Below are 23082 nucleotides of genomic sequence, written 5' to 3' on the forward strand. Positions count from 1 at the left end.
CGTTGCGGCCTGGTTTGCCGCATTCGGGCGCTCTTTGCCCCCTTTTCCCTGTGTGATGCGCCACATCGCGCCCCCGTGATCAATATCGCGGCCGTGATAAATCTTCACGACCGCCCGGCCGACACCACCCATGTCCGGCCGGGTGCGCCACCGAGCCGACGACCGTCGGCCAGGCACGGGCGGACCTGGAAAGCCGCCCAGCTCCAGCAATCCGGGGGGATCGAAACCCGATCCGAGGCCGACGAAAGGCCCGGGTCGGCATGGAGAAAGGCGCACCACACATGACCTCAGCGCAGGTCGACCAGCATCGGGACGGCAAGGACGCCGCGCCGGCCGACAGCGAGGACGGCGAGGGATACCAGCGCGGGCTCGGGTCCCGGCAGATCCAGATGATCGCCATCGGCGGAGCCATCGGCACCGGCCTGTTCCTCGGCGCGGGCAAGGGCATTTCCAAGGCGGGCCCCAGCCTCATCCTGGCCTACGCCATCGCGGGTCTCGTCATCTTCCTGATCATGCGGGCGCTCGGCGAGCTGCTGATGTACCGCCCGGTGTCGGGTTCGTTCTCGGAGTACGCGCGCGAGTTCATCGGCCCCTTCGCGGGCTTCGTCACCGGCTGGACGTACTGGCTGTTCTGGGTGGTCACCGGCATCACCGAGGTCACGGCCGCGGCCGCCTACATGACGTACTGGTTCGACATCCCGCAGTGGGTCTCGGCCCTGATCTTCACGATCGTGCTGTACGGCGCCAACCTGATCTCGGTGAAGCTCTTCGGTGAGCTGGAGTTCTGGTTCTCCATGGTCAAGGTCACCGCGATCATCGGCATGATCCTGATCTGCGCCGGCATCCTCACGATCGGCTTCTCCGACGCGGGCAGGACCGCCTCGGTGAGCCACCTGTGGAGCGACGGCGGCTTCTTCCCGCACGGCGTCGGCAACACGCTGATGACCCTGCAGATGGTCATGTTCGCCTTCCTCGCCGTCGAGCTGGTCGGTGTCACCGCGGGCGAGTCCAAGGACCCCAAGAAGGTGCTGCCCAAGGCGATCAACACCGTGCCGTGGCGCATCGCCGTCTTCTACGTCGGCGCGCTGATCATGATCCTGTCGGTCGTGCCGTGGACCGAGTTCCACCCGGGCGTGAGCCCGTTCGTGGCCGCCTTCCAGAAGATGGGTCTGTCCGTCGGCGCCGGCATCGTCAACTTCGTCGTCCTCACGGCCGCGCTGTCCTCCTGCAACTCCGGCATGTACTCCACCGGCCGCATGCTGCGCGACCTGGCGCTCAACGGCCAGGGCCCGAAGTTCTTCACCAGGCTGACGCGCAGCGGTACCCCGCTGGTCGGGACGACGTTCTCCGCCGCGCTCATGCTGTTCGGCGTCTGGATCAACTACCAGTGGCCGGGCAAGGCGTTCGACTACGTCGTCTCCTTCGCGACCATCTCCGGCATGTGGGCCTGGATCGTCATTCTGGTCTGCCAGATCCGCTACCGGGCGAAGGCGAACCGCGGGCTGCTGCCGCACAGCGAGTTCCGCGCGCCGGGAGCGCCGTACACGAGCGTCTTCGCGCTGGCGTTCATCCTGATGGTGATCGTGCTCATGGGCATCGACAAGGACGCCCGGGTGTCGCTTTACTGTGCTCCGCTGTGGGCCGCGATCCTCGGCGTCTCCTACTGGGTGCTCAAGCGCCGCAACCCGGAGGCCGCGGCCTTCCGCAAGCGCTGACCATCCCCTCCGGGACGTCCGGCCGCACGGGGCTCTCGTGGTGCCCCGCGGCGGCTGCCGCTCAGGACGTCCGGCATATGGGCCGTTCCGTACCATCCATCGGTACGGAACGGCCCACCTGTCTCCCGCCGCCGCCCTGCCCGACGCGCTGCGCGCGGCCCCTTTTGATTGCCTGCTTATCCTGACAACCATGCTGACCATCACCCAGGCCCTCGTCGACCAGATCGTCGCCCATGCCCGCAAGGACCACCCCGACGAGGCGTGCGGCGTCGTCGCGGGCCCGGCGGGCTCGGACCGCCCCGAGCGCTTCATCCCGATGCTGAACGCGGCCATGTCGCCGACCTTCTACGAGTTCGACTCGGGCGATCTGCTCAAGCTCTACCGCGAGCTGGACGACCGCGACGAGGACCCGGTGGTCATCTACCACTCCCACACCGCGACCGAGGCCTACCCCTCGCGCACCGACATCTCCTACGCCAACGAGCCCGGCGCCCACTACGTCCTGGTCTCCACCCGCGACACCGACGGCCTCGGCGAGTTCCAGTTCCGCTCCTTCCGGATCGTGGAGGGCGAGGTCACGGAGGAGGAGGTCAAGGTCGTGGAGGCCTACTGATCCCGCGATGCGGTCGGATTTCATCCAGCATGCGAGATCACACTCCGATGACCCGACCGGGAATCGTTACGATGAGCCCATGGTTCTTCTCGACGTGAGCGACAAGGCGCCGGGCATGCTGCTCGTGGCGCGGCTGCACGTCGACCTGTGCAGGCTGAACAGCGCCATCTGTTGATCCACCCCGCTGCCGCCGTCCGGCATTGAGCCGCGGCGCGCCGCCGCCGCGCGCCTGACCGAACCGACGACACCTTCCGACAGGAGCCCTGAGCCATGGCCATCGAGGTCCGCATCCCGACCATCCTCCGCACGTACACGGACGGCCAGAAGGCGGTGGAGGGCAGCGGGAACACCCTCGCCGAGCTGTTCGCCGACCTCGAGACCCGGCACGCGGGCATCCAGGCCCGCATCGTGGACGAGGGCAAGCTGCGCCGCTTCGTCAACGTGTACCTGAACGACGAGGACGTGCGCTTCATCGACGGCATTGAGACCAAGCTGTCCGACGGCGACACCGTGACGATCCTGCCGGCCGTCGCCGGCGGCATGCGCTGATCGGTCGCTGAGCAGCGATGCGCTACGACTCCCCGCTGGCCGCGGTGGGCAACACCCCCTTGGTGCGCCTGCCGCGGCTGTCGCCGTCCGCCGACGTCCGTATCTGGGCGAAGCTGGAGGACCGCAACCCCACCGGCTCGGTCAAGGACCGTCCCGCGCTGCACATGATCGAGCAGGCGGAGAAGGACGGCCGGCTCACCCCGGGCTGCACCATCCTGGAGCCCACCTCGGGCAACACCGGCATCTCCCTCGCCATGGCCGCCAAGCTCAAGGGCTACCGCATGGTGTGCGTGATGCCGGAGAACACCTCGCAGGAGCGGAGGGACCTGCTCGGCATGTGGGGCGCCGAGATCATCTCCTCCCCGGCCGCGGGCGGCTCCAACACCGCCGTACGCGTGGCCAAGGAGCTGGCCGCCGAGCATCCCGACTGGGTGATGCTCTACCAGTACGGCAACCCGGACAACGCGGGCGCCCACTACGCCACCACGGGCCCCGAGATCCTCGCCGACCTGCCCTCGATCACCCACTTCGTGGCCGGCCTCGGCACGACCGGCACCCTGATGGGCGTCGGCCGCTATCTGCGCGAGCACAGGCCGGGCGTGCAGATCGTCGCCGCCGAACCGCGCTACGACGACCTGGTGTACGGCCTCAGGAACCTGGACGAGGGCTTCGTACCCGAGCTGTACGACGCCTCGGTCCTCACCGCTCGCTTCTCGGTGGGCTCGGCCGACGCGGTGACCCGCACCCGTGAACTGCTGCAGCAGGAGGGCATCTTCGCGGGCGTCTCGACCGGCGCGGCGTTGCACGCGGCGATCGGCGTGGGCAGGAAGGCGGTCAAGGCGGGGGAGTCCGCGGACATCGTCTTCATCGTGGCCGACGGCGGCTGGAAGTACCTGTCCACCGGCGTCTACACGGCGGCCACCACCGAGGAGGCCATCGAGACGCTGCAGGGCCAGCTCTGGGCCTGACCGCCGCAACCGCGTCTTCGCCCCCTCCTAATGAGGGGGCTAAGTCATTCCTATGGGCGGGCAAAGAATTCCTTTGAGGTACTGCCGGTCACGCCGAGGCCAAGGCTAGGTTCCTCCCACACCCTGGCATGTCACGCTCACGCGGCGGACTGTCAGGTGTCTGTGAGTGTCATGCTCATGACTGCGCGGTTCTGCCGCCGCTACGCGCGTCACGGGCCTGCCAATCCAGTGCGATACCCCACGTCAACCGGAGGCAGTACCCCATGCGTGAGTCACGCCTTACGCGGCGGAGACGGAGTCTGCGAAGACTCGTCGCCGTCGCCTTCCCCGCGCTCGCCCTGACCGTCGCCGGTCTGGTCGCCGCACCGACCGCCGGCGCCCAGTCCGCCACCGCACACCCCCACACCTCCAAGGTCACGCAGAACGCCAAGGCGCTGACCGACCCCAGGCGGCAGACCTTCCACTCCACCGGCAAGGCCGGCCAGCAGGTGCCGACCGAGCACCTGTGCGCCAAGGCCAAGCCGGGCTACGCGTCCTGCTTCGCCCAGCGCCGCACGGACATCCGGCAGCGCCTCGCCTCGGCGGTCGCCGCCGCGGCACCCTCCGGCCTCTCCCCGGCCAACCTGCACAGCGCCTACAACCTGCCCACCACGGGCGGTTCGGGCATGACGGTCGCCATCGTCGACGCCTACAACGACCCCAACGCCGAGTCGGACCTGGCCACCTACCGCTCCACGTACGGCCTGTCCTCCTGCACCAAGGCCAACGGCTGCTTCAAGCAGGTCAGCCAGACCGGCTCCACCACCTCGCTGCCGACCAACGACAGCGGCTGGGCCGGTGAAGAGGCGCTGGACATCGACATGGTCAGCGCGGTCTGCCCGAACTGCAGCATCATCCTGGTCGAGGCCAACTCCGCGAACGACACCGACCTCGGCATCGCCGAGAACGAGGCCGTCTCGCTCGGCGCCAAGTTCGTCTCCAACAGCTGGGGCGGCTCCGAGTCCTCCTCGCAGACCAGCGAGGACACCTCGTACTTCAAGCACCCGGGTGTCGCGATCACCGTCTCCTCGGGTGACTCCGCCTACGGCGCCGAGTACCCGGCGACCTCCCAGTACGTGACGGCCGTCGGCGGCACCGCGCTCACCACCGCCTCCAACTCCCGCGGCTGGAGCGAGTCGGTGTGGCACACCAACTCCACCGAGGGCACCGGCTCCGGCTGCTCCGCCTACGACCCGAAGCCGGGCTGGCAGACCGACACAGGCTGCGCCAAGCGCATGGAGGCCGACGTCTCCGCGGTCGCGGACCCGGCCACCGGTGTGGCGGTCTACGACACCTACGGCGGCTCCGGCTGGGGCGTCGTCGGCGGCACCAGCGCCTCCTCGCCGATCGTCGCCGGCGTCTACGCCCTCGCGGGCACCCCGGGCGCGAGCGACTACCCGGCGAAGTACCCGTACTCCCACACCTCCAACCTGTACGACGTGACCAGCGGCTCCAACGGCTCCTGCTCCACCTCGTACTTCTGCACTGCCCGCACCGGCTACGACGGCCCGACCGGCTGGGGCACCCCGAACGGCACCGCCGCCTTCACCGCCGGCTCCAGCAGCGGCAACACGGTGACCGTCACCAACCCCGGCAGCCAGTCGACCACCACCGGAAGCTCGGCGAGCCTGCAGATCCAGGCCAGCGACAGCGCGGGCGCGGCCCTCACCTACAGTGCCTCCGGCCTGCCGACCGGGCTGTCCATCAACAGCTCCACCGGCCTGATCTCGGGTACGGCGTCCACCGCGGGCAGCTACCAGGTCACGGTCACCGCGCAGGACTCCACCGGCGCCTCCGGCTCGACGTCCTTCACCTGGACGGTCGGCTCCTCCGGCGGCACCTGCTCGTCCTCCCAGCTGCTGGCCAACCCGGGCTTCGAGTCGGGCAACACCGGCTGGAGCGCCTCCAGCGGCGTCATCACCAACGGCACCGGTGAGGCGGCCCACGGCGGCTCGTACTACGCCTGGCTCGACGGCTACGGCTCCAGCCACACCGACACGCTGTCCCAGTCGGTGACGATCCCGGCAGGCTGCAAGGCCACGCTCACCTTCTACCTGCACATCGACACCGCCGAGACCGGCAGCACCGCGTACGACAAGCTGACCGTGACCGCCGGTTCGACCACCCTGGCCACGTACTCGAACGTCAACGCGAACTCCGGGTACGCGCAGAAGACCTTCGACCTGTCCTCGCTGGCGGGCCAGACGGTCACCCTGAAGTTCAACGGCGTGGAGGACTCCTCCCTCCAGACCAGCTTCGTCGTGGACGACACCGCCCTGACGACCAGCTGATCCTCCGCACGACCCCGGGTCCCGCACGCGGAAACCGTCCGCGTGCGGGATCCTTTTTCGGTACCGGTACGTCACATCTGCACCAGGCGGCCGAACCCTCACGGCCACGCACGGCAGAAAGGCGAACCCCCATGCGCCGTACGACCCTCTGTGCCCTCGCGGCCACAGCGCTGCTCCTCGCCGGCTGCGGCTCCCACAGCGGCAAGGACACCGGCAGCGGTGGCAGCAAGGTGTCACCGTCCGCGTCCCCGAGCGGCGCCGGCTGCGCCCCCCTCGTCCAGCTCAAGGCCTCCGACAGCGGCCGTACCGTGTGCGTGGCCAAGGGCGGCGAGGTCCGGGTCACCCTGGACGGCACCAAGTCCCGCCCCTGGAAGCCGCTCATGGCCACCGGCAGCGCGCTGAAGGGCATCAACGCGGGCTTCGTCATCCTGCCGGGCCAGGCGACGGCCGCGTACCAGGCGGTGGCCACCGGCACCGAGAAACTGACGTCCTCCCGCCCCCTGTGCGCCGAGCCGACGGCACCGGGCCAGGTGTCCTGCAAGGGCATTCAGGAGTGGACGGTCACGGTGAACGTGAAGTGATCAGCCGGCCAGGTGCCGTACCTGGTCCCACAGAACCGGGTCCACCACACCCACCCGGCGCCGGAAGTCGCCGACCGGCACCTCGCGCAGCTCGTCGGTCTCCAGGAAGCTCGGGCGGCCGCGGGCGTCGCCGACCGCGCCCGGCGGCAGCGGGATCACGCCCGCGCGCTCGTCGTGGTACTTGCTGGTGATCTTGGCGACCGTGGCCCGGTTCCCGCGCACGGCCAGCACCAGACACGGCCGGTCCTTGGCGTCGGCGCGGTCCTCGTAGGGGACGTCCGCCCACCAGATGTCCCCGGGGACCGGCCGGGCGGCCTGCCCCGGGCGTATGCGGCCGAGCGATCCGAGGCGCCGGCCGGCGTACCGGCGGCCGCGCCCCCAGCCGTCGACGAGCGTGGCGACCAGCGCGAGCAGTACCACCGCGGCGAGTGCCAGCCACCAGGACGTGTCCATACGACGACGTTACCGGCGCGCGCCGAGGATTGCGCGCCCTCTGCGGGACCTCATGCGCCCCCGGTCCAGCCGAACCGGTGACAGCGCAGGTGAGTTCGCCCACAACGGCCCCTGGCGGAGGAGCGACCCGTGCTTTCGCGCCTTACGCTCGACGAACCGCACGACCCCCGTTTCCAGCCCCTTTATGATCTTTCCGCCAACGGAGGTTTCTGCTTCATGAAGCTCACCGTCGTCGGCTGCTCGGGGTCGTTCCCGTCCGCGGAATCGGCCTGCTCGAGCTACCTCGTCGAGGCCGACGGCTTCCGGCTGCTTCTCGACATGGGCAACGGCGCCCTCGGCGAGCTGCAGCGCCACTGCGGTCTCTACGACCTGGACGCGATCTTCCTGAGCCATCTGCACGCCGATCACTGCATCGACATGCTCGCGTACTTCGTCGCGCGCTACTACCGCCACGACGGCGGCCGCTGCGACCCCCTCCCGGTCTACGGCCCCGAGGGCACCGAACACCGCCTGACCACCGCCTACGCCGACACCCCGTCCGCCTCGTCCATGAGCGAGGTGTTCGACTTCCACACCGTCAAGCCGTCCACGTTCGAGATCGGCCCGTTCACGGTGCACACCGAGCGGGTCCGCCATCCCGTGGAGGCGTACGCCATCCGTATCGAGCACGGCGGGCGGTCGATGACGTACTCCGGCGACACGGGGGTCACCGAGGCGCTGGACGAGCTGGCCCGGGACACCGACCTGTTCCTGTGCGAGGCCGCGTTCACGCACGGCAAGGAGAACATCCCGGACCTGCATCTCAACGGCCGCGAGGCGGGCGAGACGGCCGCACGGGTCGGCGCGCGGCGCCTGGTGCTCACCCACATCCCGCCGTGGACCGATCCGCGGGTGAACCTCCGTGACGCGCGCGCGGTGTTCGACGGGCCGGTGGAGCTGGCGGCGCCGCGGGTGACGTACGAGATCTAGCCTCGGCGCATGACGAAGGCCCCCGGAACCGATCAGGTTCCGGGGGCCTTCGTCATGTCGTTGCCGTCAGGCCTTGGTGATGTCCTCGACCTCCTCCTCGGGCTCGCGGCCCGGGGTGGGGAGGTTGAACCTGACGATCGCGAAGCGGAAGACCGAGTAGTAGATCGCCGCGAAGACGAGGCCGACGGGGATCAGCAGCCAGGGCTTGGTGGAGATGCCCCAGTTGAAGAAGACATCGGTCAGACCGGCCGAGAAGCTGAAGCCCATGTGCATGCCCAGCCCCCAGGTGACGGCCATCGACGCCGCGGTGAGGACCGCGTGTATGGCGTACAGCAGCGGGGCGATGAACATGAAGGAGAACTCGATCGGCTCGGTGACACCGGTGACGAACGAGGTCAGGGCCAGCGAGGTCATCATGCCGAGGACGGCCTTGCGGCGCTCGGGGCGGGCGGAGTGGGCGATGGCCAGGGCGGCGGCGGGCAGACCGAACATCATGATCGGGAAGAAGCCGGTCATGAACATACCGGCGTGCGGGTCACCCGCGAAGAAGCGCGGCAGGTCGCCGTGGAAGACGGTGCCGGCGTGGTTGGTGTAGTCGCCGATCTGGAACCAGGCCACCGAGTTGACGAACTGGTGCATGCCGATCGGGATGAGCGCACGGTTGATGAGGCCGAAGAGGGCGGCACCGACGGAACCGAGGCCGGTCATCCACTTGCCGAAGCTGGTGATCTGGTCACCGATCGGCTGCCAGCCGAGGACCACCAGGACACCGAGGGCTACGCCGACGACGGCGGTGATGATCGGCACCAGCCGGCGGCCGTTGAAGAAGCCGAGCCAGTCGACGAGCTGCTTGCGGTGGTAGCGCTGCCACAGCACGGCGGTGAGCAGACCGATGATGATGCCGCCGAGCACGCCCGGGTTCTGGAAGGTGGCGGCCTGGGCGGCCTCGTGCCCCTTCTGCCAGAACCCACCGAAGGGGGCGACCGGGGTGTAGACGGCGCCCTCGTGCCCGTCCTTGATCGGGAACTGGTGGATCACCGCGTAGTAGGTGAGGAAGGACACCACGGCGGCCAGCGCCGTCGACCCGTCGGCCTTCTTGGCGAAGCCGATCGCCACGCCTATGCAGAACAGCAGCGGCAGGCCGAACGAGCTGTCGAACAGGATGCCGCCGGCACCGGCGAACACCTTCGCGACGTTCGTGGGAAGGTGGAGCTTGGCCTGCACGTCGGGCTGACCGAGCCGCATGAGGATGCCCGCCGCCGGCAGTACGGCGATGGGGAGCTGCAGGCTGCGGCCGACCTTCTGCAGGCCCTGGAACAGGCCGGATCCCCGCTTCTTCGCGGGAGCCGCCGTCGCGGTGGCGGTGCTCATGGATGGTTCCTCCATCGATGGTGGTCTACACCACTCAGTGGTGTAGACCTGTTGTAGCACGATGAAGGCGGTATAAGGAACCACGAAATCCGCTACCGGAACGCTACGCGGCGTGCCGATGTGCTAAGGCGTCACGCCTTGGTGGTGTCCTCGACCTCGTCCTCCGGCTCACGCCCCGGGGTCTTCAGGTCGAATTTCGTGATCGCGAACCGGAAGACGGCGTAGTACACCGCCGCGAAGCACAGGCCGATCGGGATGATCAGCCCTGGTTTCGTCGCCAGGCGCCAGTTGATGACGTAGTCGATCAGGCCGGCCGAGAAACTGAACCCGTCGTGCACCCCGAGCGCCCAGGTCGCCGCCATCGATACACCGGTCAGCAGCGCGTGGACGGCGTACAGCAGCGGCGCGATGAACATGAACGAGTACTCGATCGGCTCGGTGATGCCGGTCACGAACGACGTCAGCGCCACCGACAGCATCAGGCCGCCGACCTCCTTGCGACGGCTCGGTCTGGCGCAGTGCGTGATGGCCAGCGCGGCGGCCGGCAGCGCGAACATCATGATCGGGAAGAAGCCCGAGGTGAACTGGCCGGCGTGCGGATCGCCCTGGAGGAACATGTTGATGTCGCCGTGCACCACCGTGCCGTCGGGCTTGGTGTAGCTGCCGAACTGGAACCAGATGGGCACGTTGAGGAACTGGTGCAGACCGACGACGAGCAGCGCCCGGTTGGCGACGCCGAAGATCCCCGCGCCCCAGGAACCCGCGTCCCGCAGCCACTTGCTGAAACTCTCCAGTCCGCCGCCGATCGGCGGCCAGATCCACAGACACAGCGCCGCGAGGACGATGGCGACGAACGCCATGATGATCGGCACCAGTCGCCGGCCGTTGAAGAAGCCCAGCCAGTCCACCAGCCTGGTGCGGTGGAAGCGGGCCCAGAAGAAGGCGGCCAGCAGGCCCAGCACGATGCCGCCGAAGACGCCCGGGTTCTGGAAGGTGAAGGGCGTCACCGAACCCGTGCCCACGCCGACGGTCACCTGGCAGCCGACCTGCGGGACCGCCTTGGAGCCGCCGGGGCAGGGCTGGGGGAACTGGTGCAGCACCCCGTAGTAGACGAGGAAACCCGTCACCGCCGCCAGCGCCGTCGAGCCGTCCGCCTTCTTTGCCATGCCGATCGCCACGCCCACGCAGAACAGCAGCGGAAGCCCGATCGAGCCGTCGAGCAGGGCGCCGCCCGCGCCGGCCATGACCTTCGAGACGTTCGTCCAGCCGAGTCCGTCCTTGCCGAACACGTCCGGCTGGCCCAGCCGGTTGATGATGCCCGCCGCCGGCAGCACCGCGATCGGCAACTGCAGACTGCGGCCCATCTTCTGCAGGCCCTGGAACAGCCGGTTCCAGCGCTCCCGCGCCGGGCGGGCCGTGCTGTCGGCGGGCGCGCTGTCGGCACTCATGGCGTCCTCCCGGACACTCGACTCGCACGCGGTTTGGCGACCGTACCCCCTGTGGTGTAGACCAGTTGGCGGACGGTTCCGCTGTCGTGATCGCCATCATTCGGCACGCACGGCATGACCGCTCGCGAAGATGGGCCAACTGTGGGTTACTGCGACAAAGCGGTTCGGATCAGGGAGAAGGAACATGGCCAGCAAGGCTGAGAAGATCGTCGCCGGCCTCGGCGGCATCGACAACATCGAGGAGATCGAGGGCTGCATCACCCGGCTGCGCACCGAGGTGTCCGACCCCTCCCTGGTCGACGAGGCCGCCCTGAAGGCCGCCGGCGCCCACGGCGTCGTCAAGATGGGCACGGCCATCCAGGTCGTCATCGGCACCGACGCCGACCCGATCGCCGCAGAGATCGAAGACATGATGTGAGCCGACGGGCTCACCGGAAAAGGGGCTCTTCCCGACGCGGGCGGAGCCCCTTCCTCAGGTGCGGCTAGGCTCCTTGCCATGTCTCGCATCGACGGCCGTACCCCCCAACAGCTCCGCCCGGTCACCATCGAACGCGGCTGGAGCAAGCACGCCGAGGGCTCCGTCCTCGTCTCCTTCGGCGACACCAAGGTGTTCTGCACCGCCTCCGTGACCGAGGGAGTCCCGCGCTGGCGCAAGGGCAGCGGCGAGGGCTGGGTCACCGCGGAGTACGCCATGCTGCCCCGCGCCACCAACACCCGCGGCGACCGCGAGTCCGTCAAGGGCAAGATCGGCGGCCGTACCCACGAGATCTCCCGGCTGATCGGCCGCTCGCTGCGCGCCGTCATCGACTACAAGGCGCTCGGCGAGAACACCATCGTCCTCGACTGCGACGTCCTCCAGGCCGACGGCGGCACCCGCACCGCCGCCATCACCGGCGCCTACGTCGCCCTCGCCGACGCCGTCTCCTGGGCCCAGGGCAAGAAGCTGATCAAGGCCGGCCGCCAGCCGCTCACCGGCACCGTCTCCGCCGTCTCCGTCGGCATCGTCGGCGGCGTCCCGCTGCTCGACCTCTGCTACGAGGAGGACGTGCGCGCCGAGACCGACATGAACGTCGTCTGCACCGGTGACGGCCGCTTCGTCGAGGTCCAGGGCACCGCCGAGGCCGAGCCCTTCGCCCGCGAGGAGCTCGACGCCCTGCTCGACCTCGCCGTCACCGGCTGCGCCGAACTGGCCGCCCACCAGCGCGCGGCCCTCGAAGCCACGCTCGCGAAGTAGGCGAAGACCCGGAAGCAGGAAGACCCGGAAGTAAAGGGCAGACCAAAGGGACGGGCGCGCAGGGGCAACCCGCGCGCCCGTCCCGGCGTCCTAGGGGTACGGCGGCCGCACCGGGCCGTACGGGCCCTACCAGGGGAGGGAAACACCACCATGGCCGTCAGCCGACGCCGTCTCACCGCCGTCGCCGCCGTGGCGCTCGCCGCGCTCACCGCCGGCCTCACCACCGGCTGCGACGCCGTGAACAAGGCCCTGGACTGCGTGCAGACCGCCGACTCCATCGCCGACAGCGTCACGGATCTGCAGCAGGCGGTGGAGAACGCGGCCAACGACCCCTCCCAGGCCGACAGCTCACTCGATTCCATCGAGAAGAACCTGGACAAGATCGGCGACAAGACCGACAACGCCGACGTCAACAAGGCGGTCGACGACTTGGACAAGGCCGTGGGGAACGTCCGTACGGCCCTCAAGAACGGCGACAAGACGCCGGACCTGGGCCCGGTCACGGACGCGGCCGGCGAACTCACCAAGGTCTGCACGAAGTAACGCAGGGGCGCGGGGCTCAGCGCTCCAGGTCCCGGCGCCGCTCCTTCAGCCGTTGCCGTTCCGCTCGGCTGATCTTGCGGGTCACGTCCACCCCGCCCCAGAACGCAAGGCCCCCGATGATCACCCGCGGAGCCCCCGGCTCCGGCGGGCCGTCGTCCCGGGGATGGTCGAAGCCGCCCATGATGCCGATGCCGCGGACCACGACCTCGACCCCCGGCGGCACGATGACCTGCACCCCGCCCATGATCGCCACGCAGTTGATCTCGACCTCGCGGGCCGCGAAGTCCGCCTCCCGCAGGTCGATCTCGCCGCCGCCCCAGAACGCGAAGCAGTCGAACCGCTTCGGCACCGTCCAGCGGCCCTTGCGCTGGAAGCCGGACATGATGGCGACCGCACCCGACGAGGACCCCTCGCCCCCGACGATCCGGCCCGCCCAACTCCCGCTCTCCGCCGGTTCCTTGGTGAAGGAGACCGGGACGGGCGCCGTCACCGTGCCGGCCGCCGGCAGATCACGGGTGAGCGGCGCCAACTCGCCGTACGTACGCGCCTTGTACGTCGCCTCCAGCCGCTCCTCGAACTCCGCCATGTCGAGCCGGCCCTCGGCCAGAGCGTCCCGCAGGACCTCGGCGACCCGCTCACGGTCGCTGTCGGACGCCCGGAGGTCCGGACTTGCGTCGTCGGTCATGACAGCAGCCTACGAGACCGCCTTCTCCGCGTACATCTTGGCGATGACCGCCTCGATGTCCGGCTCCCGCACCGACAGGTCCACCAGCGGATACTCCGCCGCGAGATACGCCACGAGCGGTGCCGCCGACTGCCCCGCCGGGAACGCCAGCCACTGCCGCGGCCCCTCCACCCGCACCACCCGCGCCGACGGCACGTCCACCGGCGGCAGTTCCCGCTCCAGGTCCACCACCAGCGTCCGCTCGCTCTCCCCGGCCTCGTGCAGCCCCGCGAGCGGGCCGTCGTACATCAGCCGGCCGTGGTCGATCACCATCACCCGGGAGCACAACTGCTCGATGTCCTGCAGATCGTGCGTGGTCAGCAGCACGGTCGTACCCCGCTCGGCGTTCAACTCCCGCAGGAAACCCCGGACCTTCGCCTTCGACACGACATCCAGCCCGATCGTCGGCTCGTCCAGGTACAGCACCTCCGGGTCGTGCAGCAGGGCCGCCGCGATGTCCCCGCGCATCCGCTGCCCGAGCGAGAGCTGCCGCACGGGCACGTCCAACAGGGCGTCCAGCTCCAGCAGTTCGACGCACCGGTCCAGGTTCTCGCGGTAACGCGCATCCGGGATCCGGTACATGCGGTGCGCAAGCCGGTAGGAGTCGATCAGCGGCAGGTCCCACCACAGGGTCGTACGCTGCCCGAACACCACCCCGATCCGGTGCGCCAGGCGCCGCCGCTCCCGCGACGGATCGATGCCCGCCACCCGCAGCCTGCCCCCACTCGGCGTCAGGATGCCGGTCAGCATCTTGATCGTGGTCGACTTCCCGGCGCCGTTCGGCCCGATGTACCCGACCATCTCCCCGCACGCCACGCTGAACGAGATCGAGTCCACCGCCCGCACCTCGCGCCGCTCCCGCTTCAGGAACCCGGTCTTCCTGCGCACCTCGAAGACCTTCTCGACCTTCTCCAGTGAGATGAAATCGCTGTCCGCCACCGCGCTAGCTCCCTGTACTCCGATACGAACGAAGTCCCGCCCGCCAGGCCAGCCCCGCCAGCGCGCAGCACCCCACCGCCACCAGCGGCGGAGCGAACGCCAGCCACTCGGGCAGCCCCAGCGGATACGGCCGCCCCAGCACATAGGTCGCGGGCAGCCAGTTGACGAAGGCCAGCGGCAGTACGAACGTCACCCCGCGCACCAGCTCCTTCGCGAACACCGTCGGCGGATACTGCAGCAGCGTCGTACCGCCGTAGGTGAAGGCGTTCTGCACCTCCGAGGCGTCCGACGCCAGGAACTGGAAGGCCGCCCCCGCCACGAACACCGCGCAGAAGATCCCGCAGCCGCTCACCACCATCACCGGCATCAGCAGCAGCTTCAGCGGCGTCCAGGCGATGTCCAGCCGGGCCACCGCCCAGGTGAGTACCAGCAGGCCCTGCACCACCCGGCCCAGCCGGCGCAGCGCGAACTGGTCGGCCGCCACCTGGGCCAGCACCGGCGCCGGCCGCACCAGCAGCGTGTCCAGCGTGCCGTCGCGCACCCGCCGCCCCAGCCGCTCCATCGACCCGATCACCAGGTCGGCGAGACCGAAGGCCGTACCGGACAGCCCGTACAGGAAGGCCACCTCCGGCAGCGACCAGCCGCCCAGGGCGTCCACCCGCGAGAACATCAGCATGATCCCGACGAAGTCGAGGAGGGTCGCCGAGAAGTTGCCGAACGTGGTCATCAGGAACGAGGCGCGGTAGGCCATGGTGGACCTGATCCACATCCCGGCGATCATCAGATAGGCCCGCACCCCCTCCCGCACCCGGCCGGAGCCGATTTCAGCCACCCTGGACCACCACCCTGCGCGTCGCCGCCGACTGCACCAGCCGCCCCGCACCCAGGAGCACCACCGCCCACGCCCCCTGGAACACATACGTGCCCAGCGGATCCGCGTGCCCCAGCAGGATCTGGGCCGGCGCCTGCAGCAGCGAGGACCACGGCAGCGCCCGCACGACCTCGCCGAGCGCCCCCGGGAAGATGTTCAGCGGCAGCAGCATGCCCGAGCAGAAGTAGCCGACCAGCCATGACATCTGCGTCACACCCATGCCGTCCAGGAACCAGAACGTGCTGAGCGCCACCAGGTACCGGATGCCGAATCCGACGAGCATCGCGAGCAGCACGGCGACGAAGAAGGCGACCCAGGTGCCCACGTCCGTCGGCAGGTACACCGGAAAACACAGAGCACCGAAGACAAAGGGCACGATCCCTCGTCCCACCAACTGAAAAAACGCCCGGCCCAGGTCGGTGGCGAGCCACCACATCTGCAGATCGGCGGGCCGGTACAGGTCGATCGCCACGTCCCCCGTACGGATGCGTTCCATCAACTCGTTCTCGACGCCACCGCCGCCGATCGCGAGCGTCGACAGGAACGCCTGCCCCAGCCACACATAGGTCACGACCTGCGCCTGATCCCACCCGCCGAGGTGCGGCCGCTCGTCCCACAGTGCCCGGTACGTATAGACGAGGATCAGTCCGAAGACCGTGTTCGTGAACACCCCTGCCGCAGTGGCGGCCCGATACGTCGCGTACCGTCTGAATCCCCCCGCCGCGACGGCCACGTACAACCGTCCCGCGCCCACGCCAGTCAACCTCCCGGGACCGCTCGACACCGAAGCGCAGGAGCTTAGTCCCGGAGCCCGGCGTCCGGCCACGCAATTTCGTGCCCGAAGCGTGCTGGAATCCGGGAACGGAACGCCAGGTGCGAGAGTCTTCAAACTGGGGGCGCAGAAGAGCGTACGAGGCGTACGGGAACGTACGACGCGAAACAGGAGTCCGTGCACGAATGAGCGACGAGCCGCAGCCGCAGCAGCCGAACGAAGGCATGCCGCCGAGAAAGCGGCCCGGGGAGGCCGAGCCCGAGGGGGCCGGCACAGCGACACCTCCCGAGGCGGCTGGCGGGCAGTCCGGGAAGACACCGGGGCCGGCGGGTTCGGCTGGTACGGCGGATTTGGTGGGGTCCGGTCGGCGGGCGGAGTCCCGGGAGACGCCGGGTTCGGCGGGTTCGGCAGGTTCGGCGGGTACGGCGGAGTCCGCGCGGGCCGAGGCGGGCGGTGCGGCCGAGCGGGCTGAGCAGCGTGGCACGGCTGGCCGAGCTGGACAGGCTGAGCAGAGCGGCACGGCTGGGCAGGGTGGTCAGGCCCGGGAGACCGGGCAGGGTGGTCAGGCCCGGGGGACCGGGTCCGGCCGAACCGGTGACCGTACGGCCTCCCCGGACCGCTCGACTCCGGCGGGCTCGTCGACTCCGGCGGACCGCTCGGCCTTGGACCGGACGGCCTCCATGGCCCGGGCCCGCCAGGCGGCCCGAGGCGGCCGGACGGAACAGCAGGGGGCGACCGCGTCCAACGAGGACACGGATTCCGGTGACCTTTCGGCTTCCGGCGCGGCTTCGGGCCCCGGTGGGGGCTCGGCGGCGCGCGGAGGCTCGGCGTCCGGTGAGGCCTCGAGTTCCGGCAGGGGCTCGGGCTTCGGCACAGGCTCGGTGGACCGAGGCGCGCCGGTGTCCCGTGGGGCTGCTGGTGACGGCTCGGGGGCTCGCGGCGGCGCGGGCTCCGGTACGGCCGCGTCGGACCAGGGCGCGTCGGCGTCCGGCAGCGGCTCGGCGGCTCGTGAGGGCCAGGCCTCGGGTGGCCCGGCAGCCGGCGCCGCCTCGGCGTCCGGCGCCTCCAGCGCGTCCCAGGCCGCAGGCGCCTCCAGCGCTTCCCAGAACTCCAGGCCCTCCGTCGCTTCCCAGGGCTCGGAGCGCTCCAGTGCGTCCGAGGCCGCAGGTGCCTCCAGCGCTTCCGAGGGCTCCGGGCCATCCGTCGCCTCCCAAGGCTCCGGGCCCTCCAGCGCTTCCCAGGACTCCGGCGGCTCCGCCGTATCCCAGGGCTCCGGCCGGCCCCGTACTGGCTCCGGGAAGCCGCAGGTCCCGGCGCAGGCTCAGTCCGCCGAGAGCACACAGGTGCTGCGGCGCGTCACGGCGCCCGCGGCCGGGGCCGCCCAGGGCTCCGGGCAGGCGCCCGCGCCCGAGACCACCCAGGTTCTCCGGCGGATCAACGCACCCCGAGCGGCCGAGCCGGGCGACCCCGCCAAGACGGCCGCCGGCGAGCCGAACGCCGCCGGGCGCACCCCTCGTACGCCCGGCCCCGACACCACCCCCCGCCCCACCCAGGCGGCCGGAGCGGTCGGCACCGCCGGTGCCGCCGCCCAGGCTTCCCAGGCCGGCCCCGCGGGCACGGCACGCGCGGCAGCCACCCCCACCCCCGGCGACGGTGAGCCCGCCGGAGGCAACGGCGGCAAGGGCAAGAAGCCGAAGCGGCCCAAGCGGACCGGATGGCGGCGGATCATCCCGACCTGGCGCATGGTGCTCGGCACCTTCGTCATCGGCATCATGCTGCTCGTCGGCCTCTTCTTCCTCGGCTACTCCATGGTCAACATCCCGCCGGCCAACGCCCTCGCCACCAAGCAGGCCAACGTCTACCTCTACGCCGACGGCTCCCAGCTGGCCCGCGACGGCCAGATCAACCGGGAGAACGTCAGCCTCGCCCAGGTATCCAAGGACGCCCAGCACGCCGTACTGGCCGCCGAGGACCGCGACTTCTACACCGAGTCGGCCATCGACCCCAAGGCGATGATCCGCGCCGCCTGGAACACGGCGACCGGCAAGGGCAAGCAGTCCGGCTCGACGATCACCCAGCAGTACGTGAAGAACTACTACCTCGGCCAGGAGCAGACGGTCACCCGCAAGGCCAAGGAGTTCTTCATCTCGATCAAGCTGGACCGCAACAAGTCCAAGGACGAGATCCTCGAGGGCTACCTCAACACCAGCTACTTCGGCCGCAACGCCTACGGCATCCAGTCCGCCGCCCAGGCCTACTACGGCGTGGACGCCCAGAACCTCGACCCGGCCCGCGCCGCCTACCTCGCCGCGCTCGTCAACGCGCCCAGCGAGTACGACGTCGTGGCCCACCCCGAGAACAAGGCCGCGGCCGTCGCCCGCTGGAACTACGTCCTGGACGGCATGGTCAAGAAGGGCTGGCTCAGCCAGTCCCAGCGCGCCGGGATGAAGTTCCCCATGCCGAAGGAGCAGACGGTCTCCACGGGCATGTCCGGCCAGCGCGGCTACCTCGTCGAGGCGGTCAAGCACTACCTGACCACCAACAACATCCTCACCGACGACCAGCTCGCTTCCGGCGGCTACCGCATCACCACCACCATCCAGAAGAACCGGCAGAACGCCTTCGTCAAGGCGGTCAACGACCAGCTGATCGCCAAGCTGGACAAGAAGAACAACAAGGTCGACAGATACGTCCGCGCGGGCGGCGCCTCCGTCGACCCGAAGACCGGCAAGGTCGTCGCCATGTACGGCGGCATCGACTACGTGAAGCAGTACACCAACGGCGCGACCCGCGGTGACTTCCAGGTCGGCTCCACCTTCAAGCCCTTCGTCTTCACCTCGGCGGTGCAGAACGGCTCGACCACCCAGGACGGCCGCCCCATCACCCCGAACACCCTGTACGACGGCACCAACGAACGCCCCGTACAGGGCTGGAGCGGCGGCGCCTACGCCCCGCAGAACGAGGACCAGAAGTCGTACGGCCAGATCGACGTCACCAAGGCCACCGACCTGTCCGTGAACGCCGTCTACGCGCAGATGGCCGTCGATGTCGGCCCGTCCAAGGTCAAGCAGACCGCGATCGACCTCGGCATCCCCTCCGACACCCCGGACCTCCAGCCGTACCCGTCGATCGCCCTCGGCACCGCCACCGCCAGCGTGCTGGACATGGCGGAGGGCTACGCCACGCTCGCCAACCACGGCAAGCACGGCACGTACACACTGATCGAGAAGATCACCAAGGACGGCACGGACGAGGTCAAGCTGCCCGAGCAGTCGGTCAAGCAGGTCGTCAGCCGTGAGGCCGCCGACACCACCACCTCCATCCTGCAGAGCGTCGTCGACAACGGCACCGCCACCGCCGCACAGGCCGCGGGCCGCCCGGCGGCCGGCAAGACCGGTACCGCCGAGAACGACACCGCCGCCTGGTTCGCCGGCTACACCCCCGACCTGGCCACGGTGGTCTCGGTCATGGGCCAGGACCCGGTGACGGCCAAGCACATGCCGCTGTACGGCGCCCTCGGCCAGCCCCGTATCAACGGTGGCGGCGCACCGACCCAGATCTGGGCCCAGTACACGGCGGACGCACTCAAGAACACGTCGGCCTCCGCCTTCGACCTCCAGCTGGAGCAGGGCGCCGACCAGCCACAGGCGCCCAGCGCCACCGGCTCGGCCCAGCCGGGCACGACCGGTGACCAGAGCAACGGCGGCACCACCGGCACCCCGACGGGTGGCGGTGCGACCACCAGCCCGGCCGGCGGCGGCACCGCCGGCACCCCGACCAACGGTGGTACGACCACCACCGGCGGCACCGGCACCACCGGCGGCACCACCACGGGCGGCGGCACCAACACCACCGGCGGAGACACCACGGGCGGCGGCACGACGGGCGGCGGCAACACGACGGGCGGTGGCACGACCGACGGAGGGACCACCGGAGGCGGCACGGCCACCGGCGGCGGTACCGATGGCGGCGGCGGCACGACAGGCACGGCCGCCGGCACCGGAGGCGGCGACCCCGCGGCGTGACAAAGGGGCTGGTGACCACGGTCACCAGCCCCTCTACCGGAACCCCTCTACCGGAACGACTCGAAGACGACGACTCAGAGATACAGACCCGTGGAGTCCTCCGACCCCTCGAAACGGTCCGCGGCCACGGCGTGCAGATCCCGCTCACGCATGAGCACGTACGCCACACCCCGCACCTCGACCTCGGCCCGGTCCTCCGGATCGAACAGAACCCGGTCACCCGGCTCCACGGTCCGTACGTTCTGCCCGACCGCGACGACCTCGGCCCAGGCCAGCCGCCGCCCGACCGCCGCGGTGGCGGGAATCAGAATGCCGCCCCCCGACCGCCGCTCGCCCTCACCGGTCTCCTGCTTGACCAGAACCCGGTCGTGCAGCATCCGGATGGGCAGCTTGTCGTGATGGGGGGTGCTGTGCTGGTTTCTGTTGGCGCTCACGCCTCGAACCTACCTGCCTTCGCCCCGCGCGTCCGAGCCCGGGTCAGCGCCTGCGCCGCCTGCGGCCCACGGCGAGCAGTCCCACGACGCCGAGGGCGAGCACCGCGACCGGTACGACCCGCTCCACCCGCAGCGCGCCCTCTTCGTCGACGAACTGCCCCCGCACCTCACTGACCACCCGGTTGACCTGGACGTAAGCCCGCCCGACCGTGTGATCGACATTGGCGACGACCTTGGCCTTGGCATCCCCGATGATCGTCTGCGGATGCACCCGCACCCCGATCTCGTCGAGCGTCTCGGCCAGCACTTCGCGGCGGCGCTTGATGTCCGCCTCGATCTGCGCCGGGGTTCTGGTGTCCGACGTGTCCGCCACCGTACGGCCTCCGAAGTCTGTGATGCTGTTCCGGACAGTCTGTCAGCTTCTCCTCCCGGCGCACCGCAAGGCCCCCCGGTTACGCTGGCCCGATGAGCGAGCGACTCCAGCCGGGGGACGTGGCCCCCGCCTTCACCCTTCCCGACGCCGACGGCAACGATGTCTCCCTGTCCGCCCACAAGGGCCGCAAGGTCATCGTCTACTTCTACCCGGCCGCCCTGACCCCCGGCTGCACCAAGCAGGCCTGCGACTTCACCGACAACCTGGACGTCCTCGCCTCCGCCGGCTACGACGTGCTCGGCATCAGCCCCGACACCCCGGAGAAGCTGGCGAAGTTCCGCGAGAAGGAGTCCTTGAGGGTCACGCTCCTGGCCGACCCGGAGAAGACGGTCACCGAGGCCTACGGCGCGTACGGCGAGAAGAAGAACTACGGCAAGACCTACATGGGCGTCATCCGCTCCACGATCGTCGTCGACGAGGAGGGCAAGGTGGAACGAGCCCTCTACAACGTCCGCGCCACGGGCCACGTGGCCAAGATCATCAAGGATCTTGGCATCTGAGGACACCTGTCTCCACTGTCGGCGGCCCGCACCGGGACATTCCGGTGCGGGCCGCCTTCTCGTCCCCGTGCGTGACTGTCCGATAACCGGTTCGTTACTCCGTACGGGAAGCGAACGCACGCCCGGAACGGAGGGGCTCGATGGGGGCCGGCGCATACACGAGGGAGCGGCTGGAAGAAGCGGCTCGCGGGGCGCGGACGTTGTCGGAGGCGCTGGAAAAGTTGGGGGTGGATCCGAGGAGTTCGACGCGGCGGTACGTCCTGGGGCGGATGAAGAAGCTCGGGGTGGATGTCTCGCACTTCGAGCGGGAGGGGGTGAAGTGGACGCGGGAGATTCTTGAGCCGGTCGTCGCGGTGTCCGCGAGCATCAACGAGGTCGTGCGTCGACTCGGGCTCGACTCCGTGGGCGGTCACCAGGCCAACATCGCCCGACGGATCAAGGCGTACGGCATCGACACCTCACACTTCACGTCTGTGGTCCGAACCGAGCGGATGAGGTACAACCAGCGCCGCCGAAGCGCTGAGGAGATTCTCGTCCAGGACACATCGGCGCATGCTCGGCGCATCCCGAGCCAGCGACTCAAGAGGGCGATGATCGAGTTGGGCGTAGAGGAGCGCTGCGCCTTGTGCGGTATCGAGCCGGTCTGGCACGGAGAGCCGCTCCCGCTTGAGGTCGACCACATTGACGGCGGCTGGCGCAACAACAGTGTCGTGAACCTGCGGTTCCTCTGCCCCAACTGCCACTCGACGACCGACACTTACCGAGGGCGCGGCAAAGGCCATGCGCGGGCAGGTGCCGCATGAGCGGCGGAGTGCAGTACACCCGCGAGCGGATGGCCCAGGCAGCCGCGCAGTGCGCGAACCTGGATGAGGTTATTGCCTTCTTCGGCACCCGGCCCTACGCCAATGCCCGTCGGTACCTCACAAAGCGATTCGCTGATTTCGGCCTCGACATCTCGCACTTCTCGCCGTACGGCAGGCAAGCGCGTCCCACTCCGGATGAGTTACGGGCGGTGGTCGATGAGTCGGCATCCATCGCCGAGGTACTTCGCCGCTTGGGGCGCCCGAACAACGGCGGTCAGCGCGCGATGCTTCGCAAGTGGGTTGCCGACGACTGCCTCGACACCGCCCACTTTCTCGGGCAAGCCCATCAGCGAGGCAAGCCGGGTACGAATGCCAAGCGGCCGGAGGAAGCCCTGGTGCGGCACGACGGTAGACACCGGACCGCCACCAAACGCCTCCGTCGTGCGCTCTGCGAAGTGGGCGTACCTGAGCAGTGCGCCAGATGCGGAATCGGTCCGGAGTGGCTCGGCAAGCCCTTGACGCTGGAGGTGGACCACATCAACGGGGACTGGCGCGACAACCGGCGGGAGAACCTGCGGTTGCTGTGTCCGAACTGCCACGCCATCACCAGCACGTGGTGCAGAGGGGGCCGTCGACGTACCCCTCATGCAAGCACCGCGTGACCGGTACCATGGCCGTGCACGCGGCCGTGTCGTAACTGGCAGCCGAGCTGCGTTTAGATCGCAGTGGGCGAAAGCCCGTGTGGGTTCGAATCCCACCGGCCGCACGCGCACAGAGGGGCCGTCCATCCAGACGGCCCCTCTTCCG

23 protein-coding genes, 1 tRNA gene and 1 pseudogene are annotated in these 23082 nt (G+C 69.6%); 16 read left to right on the top strand and 9 right to left on the bottom strand.

The genetic code is table 11. From position 1 onward, the window contains the following. Window positions 1–281: 281 nt before the first annotated feature. From ACZ5NH_RS29370 to ACZ5NH_RS29400, 7 genes are all read left to right on the top strand, one after another. Entirely contained in the window at window positions 282–1715 is a 1434-nt protein-coding gene (locus tag ACZ5NH_RS29370) for an amino acid permease (protein ID WP_468779415.1), read from the top strand. Between the two features lie 190 nt (window positions 1716–1905). Beyond that, on the top strand, window positions 1906–2328 hold the full coding sequence (locus ACZ5NH_RS29375) for a M67 family metallopeptidase (protein WP_468779416.1): 423 nt from the start codon (window positions 1906–1908) through the stop codon (window positions 2326–2328). Between the two features lie 79 nt (window positions 2329–2407). Beyond that, entirely contained in the window at window positions 2408–2503 is a 96-nt protein-coding gene (locus ACZ5NH_RS29380) for a putative leader peptide (RefSeq protein ID WP_317774922.1), read from the top strand. Between the two features lie 95 nt (window positions 2504–2598). Continuing rightward, a complete protein-coding gene (locus tag ACZ5NH_RS29385; protein ID WP_388627396.1) occupies window positions 2599–2877 on the top strand; it encodes a MoaD/ThiS family protein in 279 nt (92 codons plus the stop codon). A 17-nt stretch (window positions 2878–2894) separates the two neighbouring features. Then, window positions 2895–3845, top strand: coding sequence for a PLP-dependent cysteine synthase family protein (locus ACZ5NH_RS29390; protein ID WP_388627398.1), 951 nt, complete (start codon window positions 2895–2897; stop codon window positions 3843–3845). A gap of 263 nt (window positions 3846–4108) precedes the next feature. Continuing rightward, window positions 4109–6175, top strand: coding sequence for a putative Ig domain-containing protein (locus ACZ5NH_RS29395; protein WP_468779419.1), 2067 nt, complete (start codon window positions 4109–4111; stop codon window positions 6173–6175). 131 nt (window positions 6176–6306) lie between these two features. After that, a complete protein-coding gene (locus tag ACZ5NH_RS29400) occupies window positions 6307–6756 on the top strand; it encodes a hypothetical protein (RefSeq protein WP_451003619.1) in 450 nt (149 codons plus the stop codon). Here the strand turns inward: ACZ5NH_RS29400 and ACZ5NH_RS29405 are convergent, their stop codons facing one another. Beyond that, entirely contained in the window at window positions 6757–7209 is a 453-nt protein-coding gene (locus ACZ5NH_RS29405) for a type II toxin-antitoxin system PemK/MazF family toxin (RefSeq protein ID WP_388627403.1), read from the bottom strand. It lies immediately after the preceding gene. A gap of 216 nt (window positions 7210–7425) precedes the next feature. Here ACZ5NH_RS29405 and ACZ5NH_RS29410 point away from each other — a divergent pair, with 216 nt between their 5' ends. Continuing rightward, window positions 7426–8178: an MBL fold metallo-hydrolase gene (locus ACZ5NH_RS29410; RefSeq protein WP_468779421.1), complete on the top strand. Its 753-nt coding sequence runs from the start codon at window positions 7426–7428 to the stop codon at window positions 8176–8178. A 66-nt stretch (window positions 8179–8244) separates the two neighbouring features. On the opposite strand, the gene ACZ5NH_RS29415 is transcribed toward ACZ5NH_RS29410, so the two are convergent. Together ACZ5NH_RS29415 and ACZ5NH_RS29420 are read right to left on the bottom strand one after the other, a co-directional pair. Next, window positions 8245–9549 (bottom strand): PTS transporter subunit EIIC, encoded by a 1305-nt coding sequence (locus ACZ5NH_RS29415; RefSeq protein WP_468779423.1) that lies wholly within the window; start codon window positions 9547–9549, stop codon window positions 8245–8247. Window positions 9550–9680: 131 nt separating this feature from the next. Further along, the gene (locus ACZ5NH_RS29420) at window positions 9681–10997 is read right to left on the bottom strand and encodes a PTS transporter subunit EIIC (RefSeq protein ID WP_468779425.1); all 1317 of its coding nucleotides are present in this window, start codon (window positions 10995–10997) and stop codon (window positions 9681–9683) included. Between the two features lie 184 nt (window positions 10998–11181). Here ACZ5NH_RS29420 and ACZ5NH_RS29425 point away from each other — a divergent pair, with 184 nt between their 5' ends. The 3 genes from ACZ5NH_RS29425 to ACZ5NH_RS29435 all read left to right on the top strand — a co-directional run bounded on the left by ACZ5NH_RS29425 (window position 11182) and on the right by ACZ5NH_RS29435 (window position 12774). After that, on the top strand, window positions 11182–11415 hold the full coding sequence (locus ACZ5NH_RS29425) for a PTS sugar transporter subunit IIB (protein WP_030782705.1): 234 nt from the start codon (window positions 11182–11184) through the stop codon (window positions 11413–11415). 78 nt (window positions 11416–11493) lie between these two features. Beyond that, window positions 11494–12231 carry a ribonuclease PH gene (gene rph, locus ACZ5NH_RS29430; protein ID WP_388627410.1) on the top strand — a complete coding sequence of 246 codons (738 nt, stop codon included), beginning with the start codon at window positions 11494–11496 and terminating at the stop codon, window positions 12229–12231. Between the two features lie 150 nt (window positions 12232–12381). Further along, on the top strand, window positions 12382–12774 hold the full coding sequence (locus ACZ5NH_RS29435; protein WP_388627411.1) for a hypothetical protein: 393 nt from the start codon (window positions 12382–12384) through the stop codon (window positions 12772–12774). Window positions 12775–12793: 19 nt separating this feature from the next. Here ACZ5NH_RS29435 and ACZ5NH_RS29440 read toward each other — a convergent pair. The 4 genes and pseudogenes from ACZ5NH_RS29440 to ACZ5NH_RS29455 all read right to left on the bottom strand — a co-directional run. Beyond that, window positions 12794–13459, bottom strand: a pseudogene (locus ACZ5NH_RS29440) (DUF1707 SHOCT-like domain-containing protein); the annotation flags it as partial. Between the two features lie 9 nt (window positions 13460–13468). After that, window positions 13469–14437: an ABC transporter ATP-binding protein gene (locus ACZ5NH_RS29445; protein WP_468779428.1), complete on the bottom strand. Its 969-nt coding sequence runs from the start codon at window positions 14435–14437 to the stop codon at window positions 13469–13471. A 4-nt stretch (window positions 14438–14441) separates the two neighbouring features. Further along, window positions 14442–15218, bottom strand: a complete 777-nt coding sequence (locus ACZ5NH_RS29450; protein ID WP_388627733.1) for an ABC transporter permease — start codon at window positions 15216–15218, stop codon at window positions 14442–14444. Between the two features lie 43 nt (window positions 15219–15261). Continuing rightward, entirely contained in the window at window positions 15262–16062 is an 801-nt protein-coding gene (locus tag ACZ5NH_RS29455; protein WP_468779430.1) for an ABC transporter permease, read from the bottom strand. 1451 nt (window positions 16063–17513) lie between these two features. Between ACZ5NH_RS29455 and ACZ5NH_RS29460 the strand changes: the two genes are divergently transcribed. Continuing rightward, on the top strand, window positions 17514–20105 hold the full coding sequence (locus tag ACZ5NH_RS29460; RefSeq protein WP_468779486.1) for a transglycosylase domain-containing protein: 2592 nt from the start codon (window positions 17514–17516) through the stop codon (window positions 20103–20105). A gap of 74 nt (window positions 20106–20179) precedes the next feature. Here ACZ5NH_RS29460 and ACZ5NH_RS29465 read toward each other — a convergent pair whose 3' ends face one another. Then, window positions 20180–20539, bottom strand: coding sequence for a GroES family chaperonin (locus tag ACZ5NH_RS29465; protein WP_031159553.1), 360 nt, complete (start codon window positions 20537–20539; stop codon window positions 20180–20182). 43 nt (window positions 20540–20582) lie between these two features. Beyond that, window positions 20583–20912, bottom strand: a complete 330-nt coding sequence (locus ACZ5NH_RS29470; RefSeq protein WP_451553852.1) for a DUF3618 domain-containing protein — start codon at window positions 20910–20912, stop codon at window positions 20583–20585. 92 nt (window positions 20913–21004) lie between these two features. Between ACZ5NH_RS29470 and bcp the strand changes: the two genes are divergently transcribed. The 4 genes from bcp (at window position 21005) to ACZ5NH_RS29490 (ending at window position 23041) form a co-directional block, all read left to right on the top strand. Continuing rightward, window positions 21005–21472, top strand: coding sequence for a thioredoxin-dependent thiol peroxidase (gene bcp, locus ACZ5NH_RS29475; RefSeq protein ID WP_388627422.1), 468 nt, complete (start codon window positions 21005–21007; stop codon window positions 21470–21472). 140 nt (window positions 21473–21612) lie between these two features. Next, window positions 21613–22275 (top strand): HNH endonuclease signature motif containing protein, encoded by a 663-nt coding sequence (locus ACZ5NH_RS29480; RefSeq protein WP_468779434.1) that lies wholly within the window; start codon window positions 21613–21615, stop codon window positions 22273–22275. Next, the gene (locus ACZ5NH_RS29485; RefSeq protein ID WP_468779436.1) at window positions 22272–22937 is read left to right on the top strand and encodes an HNH endonuclease signature motif containing protein; all 666 of its coding nucleotides are present in this window, start codon (window positions 22272–22274) and stop codon (window positions 22935–22937) included. The genes ACZ5NH_RS29480 and ACZ5NH_RS29485 overlap by 4 nt, the downstream gene beginning before the upstream one ends. 20 nt (window positions 22938–22957) lie before the next feature. Beyond that, a tRNA-Leu gene (locus ACZ5NH_RS29490) sits at window positions 22958–23041 on the top strand. Window positions 23042–23082 lie beyond the last annotated feature (41 nt).

The sequence above is a fragment of the Streptomyces sp. NPDC031426 genome (assembly GCF_055581585.1).